The sequence below is a fragment of the Burkholderia sola genome, assembly GCF_905400185.1.
GTDB lineage: Bacteria > Pseudomonadota > Gammaproteobacteria > Burkholderiales > Burkholderiaceae > Burkholderia > Burkholderia sola.
This window is the reverse complement of the sequence record NZ_FR989675.1, coordinates 2165369-2185460: the sequence shown is the minus strand read 5'-3', so window position 1 is coordinate 2185460 and position 20092 is coordinate 2165369. Positions and strand designations below refer to the sequence as shown.

General features: G+C 67.6%; 16 protein-coding genes. 6 read left to right on the top strand and 10 right to left on the bottom strand.

Features of this window, described 5'->3' with window-relative positions; all coding sequences use genetic code 11:
- Positions 1–234 precede the first annotated feature (234 nt).
- Both KR541_RS09980 and KR541_RS09975 read right to left on the bottom strand, forming a co-directional pair.
- Positions 235–1416 (bottom strand): tetratricopeptide repeat protein, encoded by a 1182-nt coding sequence (locus KR541_RS09980; RefSeq protein WP_050013306.1) that lies wholly within the window; start codon positions 1414–1416, stop codon positions 235–237.
- 90 nt (positions 1417–1506) lie between these two features.
- Positions 1507–2187 (bottom strand): PspA/IM30 family protein, encoded by a 681-nt coding sequence (locus tag KR541_RS09975; RefSeq protein ID WP_050013305.1) that lies wholly within the window; start codon positions 2185–2187, stop codon positions 1507–1509.
- Between the two features lie 453 nt (positions 2188–2640).
- On the opposite strand from KR541_RS09975, the gene KR541_RS09970 reads away from it, so the two are divergent.
- Positions 2641–5163, top strand: a complete 2523-nt coding sequence (locus KR541_RS09970) for a penicillin-binding protein 1A (protein ID WP_050013304.1) — start codon at positions 2641–2643, stop codon at positions 5161–5163.
- Between the two features lie 83 nt (positions 5164–5246).
- Here the strand turns inward: KR541_RS09970 and KR541_RS09965 are convergent, their stop codons facing one another.
- The 4 genes from KR541_RS09965 to mfd all read right to left on the bottom strand — a co-directional run bounded on the left by KR541_RS09965 (position 5247) and on the right by mfd (position 11789).
- Positions 5247–5681, bottom strand: a complete 435-nt coding sequence (locus KR541_RS09965) for a DUF3574 domain-containing protein (protein ID WP_050013303.1) — start codon at positions 5679–5681, stop codon at positions 5247–5249.
- A gap of 145 nt (positions 5682–5826) precedes the next feature.
- On the bottom strand, positions 5827–6846 hold the full coding sequence (locus KR541_RS09960) for a threonine/serine dehydratase family protein (RefSeq protein ID WP_050013302.1): 1020 nt from the start codon (positions 6844–6846) through the stop codon (positions 5827–5829).
- Between the two features lie 60 nt (positions 6847–6906).
- A complete protein-coding gene (gene argE / locus KR541_RS09955; protein WP_089488555.1) occupies positions 6907–8127 on the bottom strand; it encodes an acetylornithine deacetylase in 1221 nt (406 codons plus the stop codon).
- Between the two features lie 104 nt (positions 8128–8231).
- Entirely contained in the window at positions 8232–11789 is a 3558-nt protein-coding gene (mfd, locus tag KR541_RS09950; protein WP_089488554.1) for a transcription-repair coupling factor, read from the bottom strand.
- Positions 11790–11808: 19 nt separating this feature from the next.
- Here mfd and ispD point away from each other — a divergent pair, with 19 nt between their 5' ends.
- Together ispD and ispF are read left to right on the top strand one after the other, a co-directional pair.
- Positions 11809–12519 carry a 2-C-methyl-D-erythritol 4-phosphate cytidylyltransferase gene (gene ispD, locus KR541_RS09945; RefSeq protein WP_050013299.1) on the top strand — a complete coding sequence of 237 codons (711 nt, stop codon included), beginning with the start codon at positions 11809–11811 and terminating at the stop codon, positions 12517–12519.
- Positions 12520–12547: 28 nt separating this feature from the next.
- On the top strand, positions 12548–13033 hold the full coding sequence (ispF, locus tag KR541_RS09940; protein WP_050013298.1) for a 2-C-methyl-D-erythritol 2,4-cyclodiphosphate synthase: 486 nt from the start codon (positions 12548–12550) through the stop codon (positions 13031–13033).
- Positions 13034–13159: 126 nt separating this feature from the next.
- Here the strand turns inward: ispF and KR541_RS09935 are convergent, their stop codons facing one another.
- The 4 genes from KR541_RS09935 to ompR form a co-directional block, all read right to left on the bottom strand.
- Entirely contained in the window at positions 13160–13687 is a 528-nt protein-coding gene (locus tag KR541_RS09935) for a carboxymuconolactone decarboxylase family protein (protein ID WP_050013297.1), read from the bottom strand.
- A gap of 76 nt (positions 13688–13763) precedes the next feature.
- Positions 13764–14312, bottom strand: a complete 549-nt coding sequence (locus KR541_RS09930) for a peroxiredoxin (RefSeq protein ID WP_006478563.1) — start codon at positions 14310–14312, stop codon at positions 13764–13766.
- A gap of 189 nt (positions 14313–14501) precedes the next feature.
- Positions 14502–15863: an ATP-binding protein gene (locus KR541_RS09925; RefSeq protein ID WP_050013296.1), complete on the bottom strand. Its 1362-nt coding sequence runs from the start codon at positions 15861–15863 to the stop codon at positions 14502–14504.
- A gap of 41 nt (positions 15864–15904) precedes the next feature.
- The gene (gene ompR / locus KR541_RS09920; RefSeq protein ID WP_006478565.1) at positions 15905–16639 is read right to left on the bottom strand and encodes an osmolarity response regulator transcription factor OmpR; all 735 of its coding nucleotides are present in this window, start codon (positions 16637–16639) and stop codon (positions 15905–15907) included.
- Between the two features lie 258 nt (positions 16640–16897).
- Between ompR and KR541_RS09915 the strand changes: the two genes are divergently transcribed.
- The 3 genes from KR541_RS09915 (at position 16898) to KR541_RS09905 (ending at position 20091) form a co-directional block, all read left to right on the top strand.
- A complete protein-coding gene (locus KR541_RS09915) occupies positions 16898–17176 on the top strand; it encodes a hypothetical protein (protein WP_006478566.1) in 279 nt (92 codons plus the stop codon).
- Positions 17177–17310: 134 nt separating this feature from the next.
- Complete coding sequence (locus KR541_RS09910; RefSeq protein ID WP_050013336.1) at positions 17311–18816, top strand: DUF1800 domain-containing protein; 1506 nt, start codon at positions 17311–17313, stop codon at positions 18814–18816.
- Between the two features lie 54 nt (positions 18817–18870).
- Positions 18871–20091 (top strand): DUF1501 domain-containing protein, encoded by a 1221-nt coding sequence (locus KR541_RS09905; RefSeq protein WP_050013295.1) that lies wholly within the window; start codon positions 18871–18873, stop codon positions 20089–20091.
- The last annotated feature ends 1 nt before the right edge of the window (position 20092 follow it).

The window sequence follows — 20092 nt, the reverse complement described above, 5'->3', positions numbered from 1 at the left end:
TTTCTCCTGGTTGGGGCGGGGGGAGGCGTGCCGCGACGCGCAGGATTGCTTTGCGTCGAATGAAGGTCGGTGGCACGCCGATGGCCGCATGATAGCGAACGTGCCCTATTGCCGGTAGCCCATCTTGAAATGATTGACAAATCCGCGCGTCGGCGCGGCCGGTCATGCCGCAGCGCGTGGCGTGCGTGGCCGAGCGTCGACATGCAGGTCGACACCCGGTGCACCCGTACTCACTCAAGTGTTGTCGTCGGTCCAGCCGTCGTCGTTGCTGCCGAGATCCATCCCGCTGCCGCCGCTGTTGCCGTCGCTCCAGCTCGAATCGTCGCCGCGGCCGAGGTCGAAGCCCGGATCGGTGTCCTGCCGACGGTTTTCGCCGTCGACGATCACGTCGCGTTCGACCACGCGCTCGCGGCCGCCGGACATCGCTTCGCCGAGCAGCACGCCGGTCAGGAGCCCGCCCATTCCGCCGCCGAAACCGCCACCTTGCTGGATCACGACGGGCGGCTGCTGTTGCGGATACGGTGGTTGCGGCGGGTAGGGCTGCTGCTGATACGGCTGACCCTGGGCGCCCGTCATGCGGTCGGCTTCCTGCGCGTACACCGAGCCGCTGCCGTTCGCTGGCGCCGTGGGCTGCGCGGCCGGGTCGGGGCGGCCTTCGACGCGCGCCTTCACGCTCGCGTGGCGCTGTTCGAGTTCATCGACGCGATACGGCGGCACCGGATTCTTGCCGTTCGACAGCGTCTCGACGAGCGTGCGCGCGTCGTTCTCGATCGCTTCGAGTTCGCCGGTCAGCGCCGCGGCGCCGGGCGCCGTCGACAGTTTCGCATCGAGCTTCAGCGGCCGGATGTCGTTCAGCACGTCGGTCGCGCGCTTGAGCTGCGTGCGGCGTTCGTCGTCGGCACGGCCGTTGTCGGCCGTGCGCGCGCGCCGCAGCGTCCAGCGCAGCACCAGCGCGATCACGGCGACGATCAGCCCGAGGCCGATCCACATGCCGGTCGACGGGCCGTGTTTTTCGGCCGGCGCGACGGCGGGGGCGAGCCCCGGCTGCAGCGTGCCGGCCTGCGTGGCCGACGGCGTGTTGCCGCTCACGCGCGCGGCGTCGGCGCGAATGCGCGACTCCGTCTGCGCGAAGCGCGACGCGTCGGTGAACTTCAATTGCGGATCGAGCGATTTCGCGCGCTGCAGTTGCGCGAGCGCGTCGGACGCGCGGCCTTCGCGGTCCAGCACCTGCGCGTACAGATAGCGCGCATGCGCGTTGTTCGGATGGGCGTCGATGACTTGCGACAGCTGCGTGTCGGCTTGCTGCCAGTTGCGCTGCGCGATCGACTGCTCGACCTGCTGAAGCGACGGGACCGCAAACGCGGCGGACGACAGCAACATCAGCGACAGGCCGAGTGCGGCGAGAGATTTCTTCATGGTCGAACCGGGCGCATGCGCCCGTCTCCTGACGATCGGTTCGCGCCGCGCGCCCGGGCCGGGGCGCGGCGCGGTGGCCCGCGGCGGCGGTTACTGCGCGGGCGTATCGAGCTGCTTCTTCAGCGCGGCGAGGCGATCTTCCACCGACGGGCCCTTGTTCAGCGCGGCGAGCTTGTCGTCGAGCGCCTTGCCGCTCGACGTGTCGGCCGAATTGAGACGCGCGTCCGAGCGGGCGTTCTGCAGCGCGACCTTGTCCTCGAGCTTCTGGAAATCCTCGGACAGGTTCTTGCCGCCGATGCCGCCCAGCGCGCTGGCGGCCACGTCCTTCGCCTGCGCGATTTCCTGCTTCGCCTGCAGGATGTTCGAGCGCGCATTCAGGTCGTTGCGGCGCTGACGCATGTCGGCGATCTGCCCCTTCAGCTTGTCGACCGACGGCTCGAGCGTCGCCAGCTCGGCCGCGAGCGCATCGCGCTCGGCTTCCGCGTTCGACTGGGCCGCGAGCGCCTCGCGGGCGAGCGCTTCGTCGCCGCCTTGCAGCGCGCGCTTCGCGCCGTCCTCGTACTTCTTCACCTTGTCGTCGGCCGCATCGCGCTTGCTGCGCTGGGTTGCGACCTGTGCCTCGATCTCGATCAGCGAATTCTCGGCACGGCCGATGCTGTCGTCGAGCTCCCGCACGATCTGCCGTGCGTCGCGCGACGGATCCTGTACCGAATCGGCCGCATCGTTCAGCAGGCCTTTGATCGTGCGCGAAATAGAGTCGAAAAGCGACATGAAATCCTCCGTGGTTGAAAGGCGCCGCGTGACCGCGGCAATGCCCGTCGCGAGCCGGTCCCGCTTCGGTTCCGGCCCGCGTGAGCCGGCGGATATTACACCACCGGTTCACTTAAATACGGCTTAAACGCGCGAGTTCAAGCGGCTCGCGCATCGGGACGCCAACCTTTCGCGACTGAAAGAAAATCGCCTGCGTGCGCCGTATTGCGTGTCCATCATAGGCCGAGGATGCCGACAATACGTGCCGCAAATCACGGCATTGCGGGAATTTTTACAAAAAATCGCGAAGGCACCCGGTCGATTTCATTAAAATGCGCTGTCACGTCGCGGGAACGGATCGCCGCGCGGCGGGGTCTGTCGACGTGACAGCCGCATCTCGATGCACCCACTCTGATTCATCCGCTTGCATTTCCGCATGCGTCCGAGGGCGCCACGTACGCCCGCCATTCCGACATGCCAATTATCAAACGACCGCCTTCTTCTTCCGACAGGAACGAACCCCACTACACGCTGCGCCGTTCGCCGTCCGGGGCCTATTACCCCGATGACGACGATCGCGACGACGGCCGCCGCGCGCAGCAGCGCGGTGGCGGTGGCGGAGGGCGCCGCCGCACGTTCGGCTCGCGCGTCGCGCTGTGGTTCGTCGGCTTGTTCGCGACGCTGGCCGTCGTCGGCGCGCTGATCGTCGGCTACGCGCTGGTCGTGATGGCGCCGCAACTGCCGTCGCTCGATGCGCTGACCCATTACCAGCCGAAGGTGCCGCTGCGCGTGTTCACCGCCGATCACGTGCTGATCGGCGAGTTCGGCGAGGAGCGCCGCAGCCTCGTGCGCTTCCAGGACATTCCCGACGTGATGAAGAAGGCCGTGCTCGCGATCGAGGACTACCGCTTCTACGAGCACGGCGGCGTCGATTTCCTCGGCATTCTGCGCGCGGGCGTGGCCGACCTGATGCACGGCGGCGCGCGCCAGGGTGCGAGCACGATCACGATGCAGGTCGCGCGCAACTTCTTCCTGTCGAGCGAGAAGACCTACACGCGCAAGATCTACGAGATGCTGCTCGCGTACAAGATCGAGAAGGCCCTGACGAAGGACCAGATCCTCGAGCTGTACATGAACCAGATCTATCTCGGCCAGCGCTCGTACGGCTTCGCGGCCGCGGCGCGCGTGTACTTCGGCAAGGACCTGAAGGACATCACGGTCGCCGAAGCGGCGATGCTCGCGGGGCTGCCGAAGGCGCCGTCCGCGTACAACCCGGTCGTCAATCCGAAGCGCGCGAAGGTGCGTCAGGAATACATCCTGAAGCGCATGCTCGACATCGGCTACATCACGCAGCCGCAGTACGACCAGGCGATCAAGGAAGAGATTCACGTGCGCACGCCGGGCAACCAGTACGCGGTGCACGGCGAGTACGTCGCCGAGATGGTGCGGCAGATGATGTACGAGCAATACAAGGACGAAACCTATACGCGCGGGCTGACCGTTACGACGACGATCAATTCGGCCGACCAGGAAGCCGCGTATCAGGCCGTGCGTCGCGGCATTCTCGACTACGAGCGCCGTCACGGCTATCGCGGCCCCGAAGCGTCGATCAACTTGCCCGCGGCCGGCGACGAGCGCGACGAGGCGATCGACGACGCGCTCGCCGACCACCCGGACAACGGCGACCTGCAATCGGCGGTCGTGCTGTCGGCATCGCCGAACGCGGTCGAGGTGCAGTTCGTCGGCGGCGCGACCACGACGATCGGCCCGGCCGGGCTGCGCTTCGTGTCGGCCGCGCTGAGCCCGCGCGCGAACAACGCGCTGCGGATCAAGCCGGGCTCGGTCGTGCGCGTGCTGAAGGACGGCAAGACGGGCTGGCAGGTCGTGCAACTGCCGCAGGTCGAGGGCGCGCTCGTCGCGATCGCGCCGCAGGACGGTGCGATCCGCTCGCTCGTCGGCGGCTTCGACTTCAACAAGAGCAAGTTCAACCACGTGACGCAGGCGTGGCGGCAGCCGGGCTCGTCGTTCAAGCCGTTCATCTACTCGGCGTCGCTCGACAAGGGGCTCGGACCGGCGACGATGATCAACGACGCGCCGCTGTACTTCCCGCCGAGCGTGCCGGGCGGCACCGCGTGGGAGCCGAAGGACGACGACCAGCCGGACGGCCCGATGACGATGCGCACCGGCCTGCAGCGGTCGAAGAACCTGGTGTCGATCCGGATCCTCGCGTCGATCGGCACGCAGTATGCGCAGCAGTACGTGACGCAGCGCTTCGGCTTCGATCCGGCGAAGACGCCGCCGTACCTGCCGATGGCGCTCGGCGCGGGCCTCGTGACGCCGCTGCAGCTCGCGACCGGCTACGCGGTGTTCGCGAACGGCGGTTACAAGGTCGATCCGTACCTGATCGCCGAAGTCGACGACGCGCGCGGCCAGCCGCTGCAGAAGTCGCAGCCGGTGGTCGCGGGCGGCACGGCGCCGCGCACGATCGAAGGCCGCAACGCATACGTGATGAACAGCCTGCTGCACTCGGTCGCGACGGGCGGCACGGGCGCGGGCACCAACGCGCTGGGCCGCAACGACCTGCAGGGCAAGACGGGTACCACGAACGACGCGAAGGACGGCTGGTTCGCCGGCTATCAGCAATCGCTCGTCGCGGTCGCGTGGATGGGCTTCGACCAGCCGAAGAGCCTCGGCAGCCGCGAATTCGGCGCACAGCTCGCGTTGCCGATCTGGGTGAACTACATGCGCACCGCGCTGAACGGCGTGCCCGAGCAGCAGATGCCGATGCCGGACGGCCTGACGACGATCGACGGCGAGCTGTACTACGCCGATCGCACGCCGGGCAACGGCTTCGTCGCGAACGTCGACATCAACCCGGCCGAGAACGCGATCAGCGCGAACGACGCACTCGGTTCGGCCGGCGCGGCCGGGCTGGCGCCGCCGCCCGTCACGCCGCAGGAGAAGCAGCAGATCATGGACATGTTCGAGAGCAAATAAGCGGGACGCTGGGCTTCAGCCATGCGACGGGCGCCTTCGGGTGCCCGTTTTTTTGCGCGCGGCCGCCAGCGGAAGACGGTGAATCAGAACGACGCGCAGGCCGGCACGACGGTCATGCCGACCGATTGCTGGTGAAATCGCTCGACGTACGCTTGCCGGATCGCGGCGAGCCGCGTGCGCGTGTCGCGCGTATCGTCGGCGATGATACGGAGCACGAAGCTGTCTTCGCGCGTGATCGCGCCGCTCGAGCGGTCGCGCCACTGGCCGTGCGTGTCCCAGTAGGTGAGGCCGTCGGGGAAGCGCGGCGTGACCGTGTCGGCGAGGAAGGCCGCGCGTTCGGCATCGGTGACGGGGCCGCGGCCGGCGACGTCGCGCCCGAACAGCAGGTCGGCCTGCAGCATGCGGCTTTCGCCCGGTTGCGTGCAGGCCGCAGGTTGCGCGTGGGAGGTGGGCGAGGGCGGTGCCGCGCAACCGGCGAGCAGCGCGAATGCAATCGAGCATGCGGCCAGCCGCCGCATCTGCCCATTTCGTGACGATCGACCTTCGCGCGCGCAAAACGCTGCGCGCTCAATCACTTGCGAGCGGGTCCGGCGGGTTATCAACAGGGCTGTCAACATAATCTGGGGATAACCCTAGGATGGCCGGCGCACGCGGGATGCGGCGTCAGTGCCGCAGTTGCGCGTGCGCGAGATGCATGCCGAGTGTGGCGGGGTCGGTATTCGTGCCCGACAGCAGCACGCCGACGCGCTTGCCCTGCAGCGTTTCGCGCAGCGGGCCGAGCAGCGCGGCGAGCGCGGCCGCGCAGGCCGGCTCGACCGACAGTTTCAGGTGCGAGAACAGGAACAGCATCGCGGCGCGCAGCGCGTCGTCGGAGACGGTGACGATGCGGTCGAGGTGGCGCCGGCACAGCTGGTAGCTGTATTCCTCGGTGTGCGGCGCCATCAGCGAATCGGCGATGGTCTGCATCGCGCTCATCTTGATCGTGTGATTGGCCGCGAAGCTGCGGCTCATCGCGTCGGCGCCTTCCGGCTCGACGCCGTACACGTGCACGCGCGGGTTCGCGAGCCGCAGCGCGGTCGCCATGCCGGCCGCGAGCCCGCCGCCGCCGATCGGCACGATCACCGCGTCGAGGTCCGGCGTCTGCGTCGCCCATTCGTAGCCGAGCGTCGCGGTGCCGAGGATCGTGTGATAGCCGTTGAACGGATGAATGAAGAAGCGGCCTTCCTCGGCCTCGATGCGCCGCACGAGATCGAACGCCTGCGACGCGCTGCCGGCCAGCACGACTTCCGCGCGGTACTGCTTGCACTGCGCGATGCGCGTCGGACTCGCGGTATGGAACATCACGACCTTCGCGCTGCTGCCGAGCCGCATCGCCGCATACGCGACGGCCGCCGCATGATTGCCGGCCGACACGCAGGTGACGCCGGCGTTCTTGCGGGCTTCGTCGAGCGCGAGCAGATGCGTGAACGCGCCGCGCGCCTTGAAGCTGCCGCTTGCCTGCAGCAGCTCGAACTTGAAGTTGACGTGCGTGCCTTCGAGGGAGGGCAGGTCGGCGCGTTCGAACACGGGCGTGCGCGCGACCCACGGCGACAACGCGAAATGCTGTGCGGCGATTTCGTCGAGCGTCGGAATCGGCTCGCCGTCGATCGTCGTATGGGCAGTGCCCTGTTGTTCAGTCGACATGACGTGGCGGGTAGCGGAGTGGGCCGGCCCGCACACGCGGGCCGGCGTGGCGGGAGGCAGTCAGTGCGCGTCGACCGACATGCTGCGGATGAACTTGCGCAGGAACTGCTCGCAGCCGGCGAGCTGCGCGAGCTCGACATATTCGTTCGGCTTGTGCGCCTGCTCGATGTTGCCGGGCCCGCACACGACGCTCGGGATGCCCGCGCGTTCGAACAGCCCGGCCTCGGTGCCGTATGCGACCTTGCGCTTGTCCTGGTCGGCCGTCAGCGCGCGCACGAGCTGCGTGATCGCCGCCTGTTCGGTTGCGTCGAGGCCGGGCGCCGCGGCGATCTTCGAGAACTCGATCGCGGCGTTCGGATGCTCGCGCCGCATCTGCGGCAGCAGCGTTTGCTGCGCATACGCTTCGATGCGCGTAAAGATCTGCTCGGGATCGAGCGTCGGCAGGTTGCGGAATTCGAAGTCGAAGCGGCACTCGGCCGGCACCGTGTTGATCGCGTTGCCGCCCTGGATCGTACTCGTCTGCGCGGTCGTGAACGGCACGTCGTACAGCTCGTCGAACGGGCCTTCGGCGCGGAAACGGTCGGCGATGTCGCGGATGTGGCAGATGAGGCGCGCCGCATACTCGATCGCGTTGAGCCCCTTCGGTGTCAGCGACGAATGCGCGGCGTGGCCGCGCACGCAGCAGCGGTACGCGTTGATGCCCTTGTGCGCGATGATCGGCCGCATGCTGGTCGGCTCGCCGACGATGCAGCCCGACGGCTGCACGCCGCGCTTCACGAGATCGGCGATCATCAGCGGCGCGCCGGCGCAGCCGATTTCCTCGTCGTAGGACAGCGCGAAATGGATCGGCTTCGCGAGCTTGGTTGCCTGCATCTCGGGCAGCAGCGCGAGCGCCGCGCCGATGAAGCCCTTCATGTCGCAGGTGCCGCGGCCGTACAGGCGGCCGTCGCGGATTTCCGGCGCGAACGGGTTGCTGTCCCATTGCTGGCCGTCGACCGGCACGACGTCGGTGTGGCCCGACAGCACGATGCCGCCGTTCGTCGAACCGTCGTGCGCGGGCACGGTGGCAAACAGGTTCGCCCAGCCCTCGCGCGGATCGTGCGTGATCGTCGACGCGATGCCTTTTGCGGCGAGCGCGTCGCGCACCGTTTCGATCAGGCCGAGGTTCGGCACGCGGCTCGTCGTGTCCATCGACACGAGTTGCTTGACCCAGGGCAGGCTGACGAGCGATGCGTCGCCTTCGGTGGCGGCGGACGGCGCCGTCGCGTCGAGAGTGGACATGGCAAAACTCCGTCTGATGAATGGGAAATCATACTCAAAAACGCGCCGGCCCGCCTTCGTCGGGCGCGATGCGGTGCAGCAACGTCGCGCCCGTCAGGATGGCATCAGCGGGCCGCGACGGCCGCCCCCTGTTTCGGGCCGAGCGCGCGCAGCGTTTCCTTGATCGTCGATACGCGGATCGCGAGATCGGGCGAGCGCGTCTCGATGCGCAGCTTGTCCTGGCCCGCGAGCTTGATGTGGCGATGCTTCTGCACCATCTCGATGATCCGCATCGGGTCGATCGGCGGATTCGGCTCGAACTGCAGGCCGATCGCGACTTCGCTCGCATCGATCTTCACGATGCCGAGCGGCTTCGCGGCGATCCGCAGCCGGTGCGTCTCGACGAGCGCGTGCGCCTGCGGCGGCAGCTTGCCGAAGCGGTCGATCAATTCCTCCTGGATGCCGTCGATCGCGTCGCCGTGCTCGCAGTTCGCGAGCCGCTTGTACAGCGACAGCCGCTCCTGCACGTCCGCGCAGTAGTCGGCCGGCAGGATCGCGGGCGCATGCAGGTTGATTTCGGTCGTCGCGGCGAGCGGGGCGGTGAGGTCGGGCTCCTTGCCGTTCTTCAGCGCCTTCACCGCGTCGTTCAGCATGTCCGTATAGAGCTGGAAGCCGATCTCGTGGATTTCGCCCGACTGCTTGTCGCCGAGCACCTCGCCGGTGCCGCGGATCTCGAGGTCGTGCATCGCGAGATAGAAGCCCGAGCCCAGTTCCTCCATTTGCTGGATCGCTTCCAGCCGGCGCTGCGCCTGCTTGGTCAGCGACTGCGGATCGTGCACCAGCAGGTACGCGTACGCCTGGTGGTGCGAGCGGCCAACGCGGCCGCGCAACTGGTGAAGCTGCGCGAGGCCGAACTTGTCCGCGCGGTGCATGATGATCGTGTTCGCGCTCGGCACGTCGATGCCGGTCTCGATGATGGTCGTGCACAGCAGCACGTTCGCGCGCTGCGCGACGAAATCGCGCATCACGCGTTCGAGTTCGCGCTCGTGCATCTGGCCGTGCGCGATCACGATGCGCGCTTCGGGCACGAGCGCCTCGAGCATCGCCTTGCGGTTCTCGATCGTCTCGACCTCGTTGTGCAGGAAGTACACCTGGCCGCCGCGCTTCAGCTCGCGCAGCATCGCCTCGCGGATCACGCTTTCCTCCTCGCGGCGCACGAAGGTCTTGATCGCGAGCCGCTTCTGCGGCGCGGTCGCGATCACCGAGAAATCGCGCAGCCCTTCGAGCGCCATCCCGAGCGTCCGCGGGATCGGCGTCGCGGTGAGCGTCAGCACGTCGACTTCCGCGCGCAGCGCCTTCAGCGCTTCCTTCTGGCGCACGCCGAAGCGGTGTTCCTCGTCGATGATCACGAGGCCGAGGCGCTTGAACTGCACGTCCGACGACAGCAGCTTGTGCGTGCCGATCACGATGTCGACGCTGCCTTCGTTGATCTGCGCGATCGCCGCGTTCACTTCCTTCGCGGTCTTGAAGCGCGACAGCTCGACGATCCGCACCGGCCAGTCCGCGAAGCGGTCGGCGAAGGTCTGCGTGTGCTGCTCGGCGAGCAGCGTGGTCGGCGACAGCAGCGCGACTTGCTTGCCGCCGAGCACCGCGATGAATGCCGCGCGCAGCGCGACCTCGGTCTTGCCGAAGCCGACGTCGCCGCACACGAGGCGGTCCATCGGCTTGCCGCTCGTCATGTCGCCGATCACGGCCGCGATCGCCGCGGCCTGGTCGGGCGTTTCCTCGAAGCCGAAGCTTTCCGCGAATTTCACGTAGTCGCGCGGGTCGAGCGAGAACGCATGGCCTTCGCGGGCCGCGCGGCGTGCGTACAGGTTCAGCAACTCGGCGGCCGTATCGCGGATCTGCTGCGCGGCCTTGCGCTTCGCGCGCTCCCACTGGCCGGAGCCGAGCGCGTGCAGCGGCGCGCTGTCGGGGTCGGCGCCGCTGTAGCGCGAGATCACGTGCAGTTGCGCGACGGGCACGTAGAGCTTGCTGTCGCCCGAGTATTCGAGATGCAGGAATTCGGTTTCGCCCTCGCCGAGATCCATCGACACGAGGCCCATGTAGCGGCCGATGCCGTGCTGCGCGTGGACGACCGGATCGCCGACCTTCAGCTCCGACAGGTCGCGCACCATCGCGTCGACGTTGCTCGCCTGTTCCTGCCGGCGGCGGCCCGCGCGGCGGCCGAGCGCGCCGTACAGCTCGGTTTCGGTGACGATCGCATAGCCTTCGCCCGGCACCGCGAAGCCGTTCGCGAGCGGCGCGACGCCGAGCGCGAAGCGTTCGTCGCTCGCGAGCCAGCCCGCGAAGTCGTCGTTCGACGCGGGGCGCAGGTGGTGTTCGGCCAGCAGTTGCAGGATCGTCTCGCGGCGGCCGGCCGATTCGACCGTCAGCAGCACGCGCTTGCCCGACGATTCGACGAACGTGCGCAGCGACGCGAGCGGATCGTCCGCATGGCGGTCGACGGTCAGTTCGGGCAGCGCGGTCGCCCAGCCGCCGGCCGGCTGCGCGGGCAGCACGACGCGCGCGAACGGCTTCGCGAACGCGAAGAAATCCTCGTCGGACAGGAACAGCCGCTGCGGCTCGAGGATCGGCCGCTCGCGATCGTGTGCGAGGAACGCGTGACGCTGCTTCGTATCGGCCGTGAAGCGGCGGATCGACGCGTCGAGATCGCCGGTGAACACGAGGTGCGCGTCCTGCGGCAGGTAGTGGAACAGCGTGGCCGTCTCGTCGAAGAACAGCGGCAGGTAGTACTCGATGCCGGCCGACGGCACGCCGTTGCCGATGTCCTTGTAGATCGGCGCGCGACTCGGATCGCCTTCGAAGGTTTCGCGCCAGCGGCTGCGGAAGGCCGTGCGCGCCGCTTCGTCGAACGGGAACTCGCGGCCGGGCAGCAGGCGCACGTCGCGCACCGGATAGAGGCTGCGCTGCGTGTCGGGATCGAACGCGCGAATCGAATCGACCTGGTCGTCGAACAGGTCGATCCGGTACGGCAGCGGCGAACCCATCGGGTACAGGTCGATCAGCGAGCCGCGCACGCAGTATTCGCCGGGCCGCACGACCTGGCTCACGTGCTCGTAGCCGGCCAGCGTGAGCTGCGCCTTCAGCTTCGCCTCGTCGAGCCGCTCGCCCTGCGCGAACGCGAACGTGTACGCGGCCATGAACGACGCGGGCGGCATCCGGTACAGTGCGGTGGTCGCGGGCACGAGCAGGATGTCGCAGCGGCCCTCGCCGAGGTCGTGCAGCGTGGCGAGGCGCTCGGACACGAGGTCCTGGTGCGGCGAGAAGGTGTCGTACGGCAGCGTTTCCCAGTCGGGCAGCAGGCGCACGCGCGCATCGGGCGAAAAGTAGCGGATTTCCTGCGACAGCCGCTGCGCGTCGACCGCGTTCGCGCAGATCACCGCGAGGAGCGGCACGTCCTGGCGGTTGTCGGCGAGATAACGGGCGATGGCGAGCGCGTCGGCGGAGCCGTGCGCGCCGTCGAAGGCAAAACGCTGGCCGGGCTTGACGCGGGCAACGGGTGAAGCGGACGGGGTGGAAGCGTTATCTGGCATAGGGACGACAGGGGTGGCGTGCACGGGCGCATCGCGTGCGCCGGTCGAGACGAAAGACCTATTATAAAATCCGCTTCTCGATTTCACCTTTCCGGCGTTTCCCTTCGTGACTCCCCGACTTTTCGCCCTGATTCCTTGCGCCGGCACGGGCAGCCGTTCCGGTTCGGCCGTGCCGAAGCAATACCGCACGCTGGCCGGCCGCGCGCTGCTGCACTACACGCTCGCTGCGTTCGACGCATGCAGCGAGTTCGCGCAGACGCTCGTCGTGCTCGCGCCCGACGATTCCCATTTCGACGCGCGCCGCTTCGCGGGCCTGCGCTTCGCGGTGCGCCGCTGCGGCGGCGGCTCGCGGCAGGCGTCGGTGCTGAACGGGCTGCTGGAGCTGGCCGAATTCGGCGCGACCGACCACGACTGGGTGCTCGTGCACGACGCCGCGCGCCCGGGCATCACGCCGGCGCTGATCCGCACGCTGGTCGCGACGCTGAAGGACGACCCGGTCGGCGGGATCGTCGCGCTGCCGGTGGCCGATACGCTCAAGCGCGTGCCGGCCGGCGGCGACGCGATCGCGCGCACCGAGTCGCGCGACGCGCTGTGGCAGGCGCAGACGCCGCAGATGTTCCGCATCGGCATGCTGCGCGACGCGATCCTGCAGGCGCAGCGCGAAGGGCACGACCTGACCGACGAGGCCAGCGCGATCGAATGGGCTGGTCATACGCCGCGCGTCGTGCAGGGCAGCCTGCGCAATTTCAAGGTCACGTATCCGGAAGACTTCGCGCTCGCGGAAGCGATCCTCGCGCGCCCCGCGAACGCTTCCTGACATTCACCCCCTCTCAATCGGAACACGCATGGATTTCAGAATCGGACAAGGCTACGACGTGCACCAGCTCGTCGAGGGGCGCCCCCTCATCATCGGCGGCGTGACGATTCCGTACGAACGCGGCCTGCTCGGCCACTCGGACGCGGACGTGCTGCTGCACGCGATCACCGACGCGCTGTTCGGCGCGGCGGCGCTCGGCGACATCGGCCGCCATTTTTCCGACACGGACGCGGCATTCAAGGGCGCCGACAGCCGCGTGCTGCTGCGCGAGTGCGCCGCACGCATCAAGGCGGCCGGCTTCACGATCCAGAACGTGGACACCACCGTGATCGCCCAGGCGCCGAAGCTGGCACCGCATATCGAAGGGATGCGCGCGAACATCGCGGCCGATCTCGGGCTGCCGCTCGATCGCGTGAACGTGAAGGCGAAGACCAACGAGAAGCTCGGCTATCTCGGCCGCGGCGAGGGGATCGAGGCGCAGGCTGCCGCGTTGCTGGTGAAGCAGGGCGGCTGACGACCTTGACGGCGGCGCGTGCGGTTCGCGCCGCACGCCGCGCCGCCGAAATGAAAAATGCCACGCGAATGCGTGGCATTTTCGTTTGCAGCAGGCGCGGCTCACGGCCGCGCGCCGTGCAACCGCTTATTCGCCTTCGGCGGCGATCACCTGCGCGGCGGCGTTGATCACCGACGCGATGCGGCCGACGTCGCGCAGTTGCGTCGTCGTCATCCCTTGCTCGTTCTTCAGCAGCGCATAGTGCGACTTCACGCAGAAGTGGCACTTGCCGACGATCGACGCGGCGAGCGCGTACATCTCGAATTTGCGCTTGTCGACGCCGCCGTGCGTCGCGTACGCACCCATCCGCAATTCGGCGCGCTGCGTCTTCAGGTCGGCGTCGTCGGCCATCTCGACATACGGATACCAGGTGTTGTTCATCCCCATCAGCGCGGCCGCCGTCAGCACGGCGTTGGTCTCTTCGGGCGACAGCACGCCGGCTTCGCGGATCGTCTTCACGAGCACCGTGCTCTTCGCCGCGATGGCCGCCGCCAGCGCCACGCCGACCGCATCGGTGCCTTCGAGCGACGAGCGCGAGATCGTGCCATCGAGGTTCAGGCGAATGTCCTTCGCGTAGTCGGGGATACGTGCCTTAATCGAGTCGATGAATTCCATTGATATCTCCTATGGGTTGGCCGTTAAAAAAGCCCGCAGGCAGGACGTGCGCCGCGGGCTTCGTGCATTGCTACGCTTACAGCGTTGCGCCGCCGACTGCGCGGTTGCACGGGCACAGTTCGTCCGTTTGCAGGCCGTCCAGAATGCGCAGGACTTCTTCCGGGCTGCGGCCGACGTTCAGGTTGTTCACCGACACGTGCTGGATCGTGTTGTCCGGATCGACGATGAACGTTGCACGCAGGGCCACGCCGGCTTCCTTGTCGCGCACGCCGAGCTGGTCGATCAGTTCGCCCTTGACGTCGCCGAACGAGTAGTGGTTCAGCTTGTCGAGGTCCTTGTGCTCACGACGCCATGCGAGCTTGACGAATTCGTTGTCCGAGCTGCCGCCGAGCAGGACGGCGTCGCGCTCTTCGAACTGCTTCGTGAGCTTCGCGAATTCGACGATTTCCGTCGGGCACACGAACGTGAAATCCTTCGGATAGAAGTAGATGATCTTCCACTTGCCCGGGAACGACGCTTCGGTGACGGTCTCGAACGCCGACTGGCCGTTTTCCTCGTGATTATTGAAGCCCGGCTTCGCGGCTACGACGGTGAAAGCTTCGAGTTTATCGCCCACGGTTTTCATGCGGATACTCCTGTGTGAGTTGGGAAGAAGACTGAGTCAAGCTACCTCGGTGCTGCAACGATGATGTGACAGCATGGGGAAAACTATAACACTATTAGCAAGGCGCTTCAATAGATTTTGACTAACGACTCTCATAGCTTTTGTCAACCGGGTCGATAGTGTGACGCGCAAGATGCGTGCGCGAGCGTGTCACGCGGTCGCACGCGCCTTGCCGGCGCCGGGGAATTCCAGCGTGACCTCGAGGCCGGCTTCCGGGTGGCGGTTGCGCAGGCGCAGCGCGCCGCGATAGCGGCCGACGAGCCGCAGCACGATCGCCATTCCGAGGCCCGTGCCGTCCGCCTTGGTGCGGGCGGTGTCGACGCGGTAGAACGGCCGCATCACGAGCGGCAGTTGATCCTCGGGAATGCCGGGGCCTTCGTCGCTCACCGACAGCTCGACGCGCGCATGCGACACGCGCGTCTCGAGCGTGATGCGCGAAATGCCGTCCTGTTTGCTCTGACCGTACTTGCGCGCGTTCTCGACGAGGTTGCCGATCACGCGCCGCATGTCGGTCTCGTCGGCTTCGATGATCGCGCTCGGCGCGAGCCGCGTGCGGATCTCGACGCCGTCCTCGCCCGACACGCGCGCGGCGACTTCGTGCGCGACCGACGACAGGTCGACGGGCTCGGGCTTGCGCTGCGACGGGCGCGCATAGTCGATGAAGGCCGCGATGATGCGGTCCATCTGTTCGATGTCGTCGACCATCGCGTCCTTGGTCGCCTGGTCGGACGGGCTCATCTCGGTTTCGAGCCGCAGCCGCGCGAGCGGCGTGCGCAGGTCGTGCGAGATGCCCGCGAGCATCAGCGCGCGATCGGCCTCGAGCTGTTCGAGGTCGCGCACCATCTGGTTGAAGCTGCGGTTGGTGTCGGCCGCGACGCCCATCCCGCGCTCGGGCAGCGGCTCGGGCGCCTGGCCCGAACCGACCTGGCGCGCGGCGAGCGCGAGCCGCGAGAACGGCCGGTTCACGAGGCTCGTGATGAATGCGGAGCCGAACAGCGACAGCGCGAGCGCGAACAACCCCCAGCCGGCCCACTGCAGGCCCGTGACGTTGTCGAGCTGGTCGCGGTCGAGCGCGACCCAGTAATCGTCGTCGTCGATCTTGAAGCTGATCCACACGCCGGGAATGTCGTTGACCGACTGCGCGATCACGGTATCGTCGCCGAGGCGGCTGCGGATGTCGTGTTCGATCAGGCGGTTCAGCGATTCGTCGGGCTGCAGCTTGAACTTGTCGGTTTTCTCGCGCGGGTACACGCGCACGCCCTCGTTGCTCTCGAGATCCTGCAGCAGCGCGCGCCGCAAGTCGGGATCGGAATAGAGCAGGGCGGTGCGCGTGAGCTTCACGACCGCGACGAGCTGGAGCGCGACGCGCTGCGCACGCGGCTCCCGCTCGATCACGCGAAAGCTCTGGAACCACGCGGCGAGACTGACCGAGATCAGCAGCGCGATCAGCAGGAAGGTGCGCCAGAACAGCCCGCCGAACGCGAGCTGCAAAAGGCGCCGGTCGATACGCATGGGACGGGCCGTGGGCGGGGCGAAACCGGGAAGGAAGAAGCTCAGGCGGCGCCGTCCGGGATGAACACGTAACCGAGGCCCCAGACGGTCTGGATGAAGCGCGGGCTGCCCGGATCCGGCTCGATCAGCTTGCGCAGGCGCGAGATCTGCACGTCGAGGCTGCGGTCGAACACTTCGTATTCGCGGCCGCGCGCGAGTTCCATCAGCTTTTCACGCGACAGCGGCTGGCGCGGATGGCGCGCGAACACCTTCAGCACGGAGAATTCGCCGGTGGTCAGCGGAATTTCCTGGCCGGACTTCGTCAGCGTGCGCGTGGCGAGGTTCAGCGAGAATTCGCCGAACTCGAACACCTCGGTGGTTTCCGACGGCGCGCCCGGCAGTTCGGCCGGCGCCTGGCGGCGCAGCACCGCGTGAATGCGCGCGACCAGTTCGCGCGGGTTGAACGGCTTCGGCAGGTAATCGTCGGCGCCCATCTCGAGGCCGACGATGCGATCGACGTCTTCGCCCTTCGCGGTGAGCATGATGATCGGCGTGCGGTCGTTGCTGCCGCGCAGCCGGCGGCAGATCGACAGGCCGTCTTCGCCCGGCAGCATCAGGTCGAGCACGAGCAGGTCGAAGCGCTCGCGTACCCAGAGCTTGTTCATCGCGGTCGCGTTTTCCGCGACGTAGACGTTGAAACCCTGTTCGCCGAGGTAGCGGCGCAGCAGATCGCGCAGGCGAGGGTCGTCGTCGACGACGAGAATCTTGGAGGGGTTTTTCGTTTCCATGATCGGCATCTTATCGCGAATGGGAATTGACGCACGGCCGGGGATTTTCGTGCGTTACAGTCGGTTACAAAATTTACCCGTAGTGTCGCGCCGAGTAAAGGCAGGCTATAGAGATTCCTTTACTCGAAGCCGAAATTCGGTAGATACTCCCCTGCACTCCATCTTTCATCTTTGCACACCCGAATTCCGCAGGGTTTTTCAAGTACCAGAGGTAACCGGTTGCCGCGTGACGAAGGGAACAAATCGACCAAAGAAGCGAGGACGGTCATGCGATCTGCCCGGATTGCACTGATGCTGACGATCGCGCTTGCCGGTCCGTATGCGTCGAACTTCGCGTATGCGCAGCGCCCCGAGCAGGGCGCATCGTCGCGCAAGCTGCCGCGCGGCAAAGCGCCGCAACCCGATCGCGCCGCCGATATGACGGTCCGTTCCGCCGTGCCTCCCGATCTCGAACAGCGCCGCCGCGACGGGCACATGACGCCCGAAGAGCGGCACCTGTTGCGCCAGCACATCGAAGACGCCGTTCGCGAGCTGTACAAGCGCTGACGCGTGCCGTCATTCTTCTTGCGCGGAAGTGTCCGCGCGGAAAGAATTCGTAGCACTTTTTCCGTCAACTTTCTGCTGCCGAATGCCGTTGTACGGGCATCCGCACCGCCGGTGCGTTCCCGGAGTCCATGACGATGAAAGCGAACGCTGCCGCACCGGCGCCGTCGCCTGCCATGCAGTCGCCGCTCGATGCCGACGACGCACTGTTTTTCCTCAGCCGCACCGGTTTCTCTCCCGCGCCCGCCGAGGTCGCGCGCATCGTCGGCATGACGCGCGCGCAGGTCGTCGCCGACACCCTCGGCAGCGCGCGACGCGAACCCGTCACGACGTGGCCCGACTGGCTCGCCGAGCCGCCGCCGACGCGCGCGCAGCGCCAGGCGCTGACGCCCGACATGCGGCGCGACGAGCAGCGCGAGCGCAATCGCCGCTATGATGCGTTGCGCGCGGCCTGGGTCAACGAGATGGTCGCGACGCCGTCGCCGCTGACCGAGCGCATGACGCTGTTCTGGCATGGGCATTTCACGTCCGGACAGGACAAGGTCCCTTATCCGCAAACGATGGCCGCGCAGAACGCGCTGTTTCGCCGCGAGGCGCTCGGCAACTTCGGCACGCTGCTGCACGCGGTCGCGAAGGACCCGGCGATGCTGCAGTATCTCGACGGCGCGAGCAATCGCAAGGGGCGGCCGAACGAGAATTTCGCGCGCGAGGTGATGGAGCTGTTCACGCTCGGCGAAGGGCACTACACACAATACGACGTGACCGAAGCCGCGCGCGCGATGACGGGCTGGACCGTCGATCCCGATACGCTGCGCTTCGCGGTGCGGCCCGACTGGCACGATGCCGGCGACAAGACGATCCTCGGCGAAACCGGGCCGTTCGACGGCGATGGCTTTCTCGACGTCCTGCTGAAGCGGCCGGGCACCGCGCGTTTCATCGCCGGCAAGCTGTGGCGCGAGTTCGTGTCCGATGCGCCGGAGCCGGGTGCGCTCGATGCGGTGGTCGACCGGTTTCGCGCGAGCGGCTACGACATTCGCGCGGCGCTCGCCGCGCTGTGGTCGACCGACGCGTTCTGGGATCCGCGCAACCGCGGCGTGCTGGTCAAGTCGCCGGCGGAATTCGTGGTCGGGTCGGTGCGGCTGTTCGACGTGGCATACGGCGATCCGCAGATGCTCGCGGACACCGTGCGCACGCTCGGGCAGAACCTGTTCTATCCGCCGAACGTGAAGGGTTGGCCGGGCGGCGCGCTGTGGATCAACAGCACCACGCTGCTGTCGCGCAAGCAGTTCGTCGAGCAGCTGTTCCGCGCGACCGAGACGGCCGGCATGCGGCCGCCGGCCCGTGGCGCGATGACGCCGCCGCCGAACGCGCGTGCGCACGCGATGCCGGTGATCGACACGGCGTCCGCTGTCGGCCTGCGCGGCCTGCCGGCGAAGCCGGCGCGCGGCGGCCTGCGTTTCGACCTCGAACGCTGGCTCGCCCAGTATCGCGCGCGGCCGCAGGCGGTCGCGGGATTGTCGACCGAACTGCAGTTGCAGCACGCGGTGTTGCAGCTTTCGCCGGTCGCGGCGATCGACACGGATTCGACCGGCAGCGCGTATCTCGAGGCGCTGCTGATGGATCCGGCCTATCAACTGAAATGATGCAAACGACGACGAAGCGGGCAGCCGCCGCGGCGGCGAACCAAAGGATGTGCGATGAACCGACGTGATTTTCTGACGCTCGCAGGCGCCGCGGCCGCTGCCGGCGTGTCGATGTGGCAAGCGCCCGCGATGGCGGCTGCCGCGACGCCGGCCGGGCGCAAGTCCGCGACCGGGTATGCGAACGTGCTGATCCTCGTCGAGTTGAAGGGCGGCAACGACGGCCTCAACACGGTGGTGCCGTATGCCGATCCGTTGTATTACCCGCTCCGGCGCAGCATCGGCATCAAGCGCGACCAGGTGCTGCAGCTCGACGCGCAGACGGGGCTGCACCCGTCGCTCGCGCCGCTGATGCCGCTGTGGCGCGACGGGCAGGTCGCGGTCGTGCAGGGGGTCGGCTATCCGCAGCCGAACCTGTCGCATTTCCGTTCGATCGAGATCTGGGACACCGCGTCGCGCTCGGATCAGTACCTGCACGAAGGCTGGCTCACGCGCACGTTCGCGCAGGCGCCCGTGCCGCCCGGTTTCGCGGCGGACGGCGTCGTGCTCGGCAGCGCCGAGATGGGGCCGCTGTCGAACGGCGCGCGCGCGATCGCGCTCGTCAATCCCGCGCAGTTCATCCGTGCGGCCCGGCTCGCCGAACCGTCGTCGCTGCGCGAGCAGAACCCGGCGCTCGCGCACATCATCGACGTCGAGAACGACATCGTGAAGGCGGCCGACCGGCTGCGCCCGCGCGGCGGGATGCGCGAATTCAGGACGGCCTTTCCGGCCGGCGCGTTCGGCACGTCGGTCAAGACCGCGATGCAGGTGCTGGCCGCGTGCGAAGCGTCCGGCCCCGGCGCGCAGGACGGTGTCGCGGTGCTGCGCCTGACGCTCAACGGCTTCGACACGCACCAGAACCAGCCGGGGCAGCACGCCGCGCTGCTCAAGCAGTTCGCGGACGGGATGAGCGCGATGCGCGCGGCGTTGATCGAACTCGGGCGCTGGAACGAGACGCTCGTGATGACGTATGCGGAATTCGGGCGGCGCGTGCGCGAGAACCAGAGCAACGGCACCGATCACGGCACGGCCGCGCCGCATTTCGTGATGGGCGGCCGCGTGGCGGGCGGGTTGTACGGTGCGCCGCCGGCGCTCGGGCGGCTCGACGGCAACGGCAACCTGCCGGTCGCGGTCGATTTCCGCCAGCTTTACGCGACCGTGCTTGGGCCGTGGTGGGGGCTCGATGCGACGCGCGTGCTGCAGCAGCGTTTCGATACGCTGCCGCTGCTGAAGGTGTGAG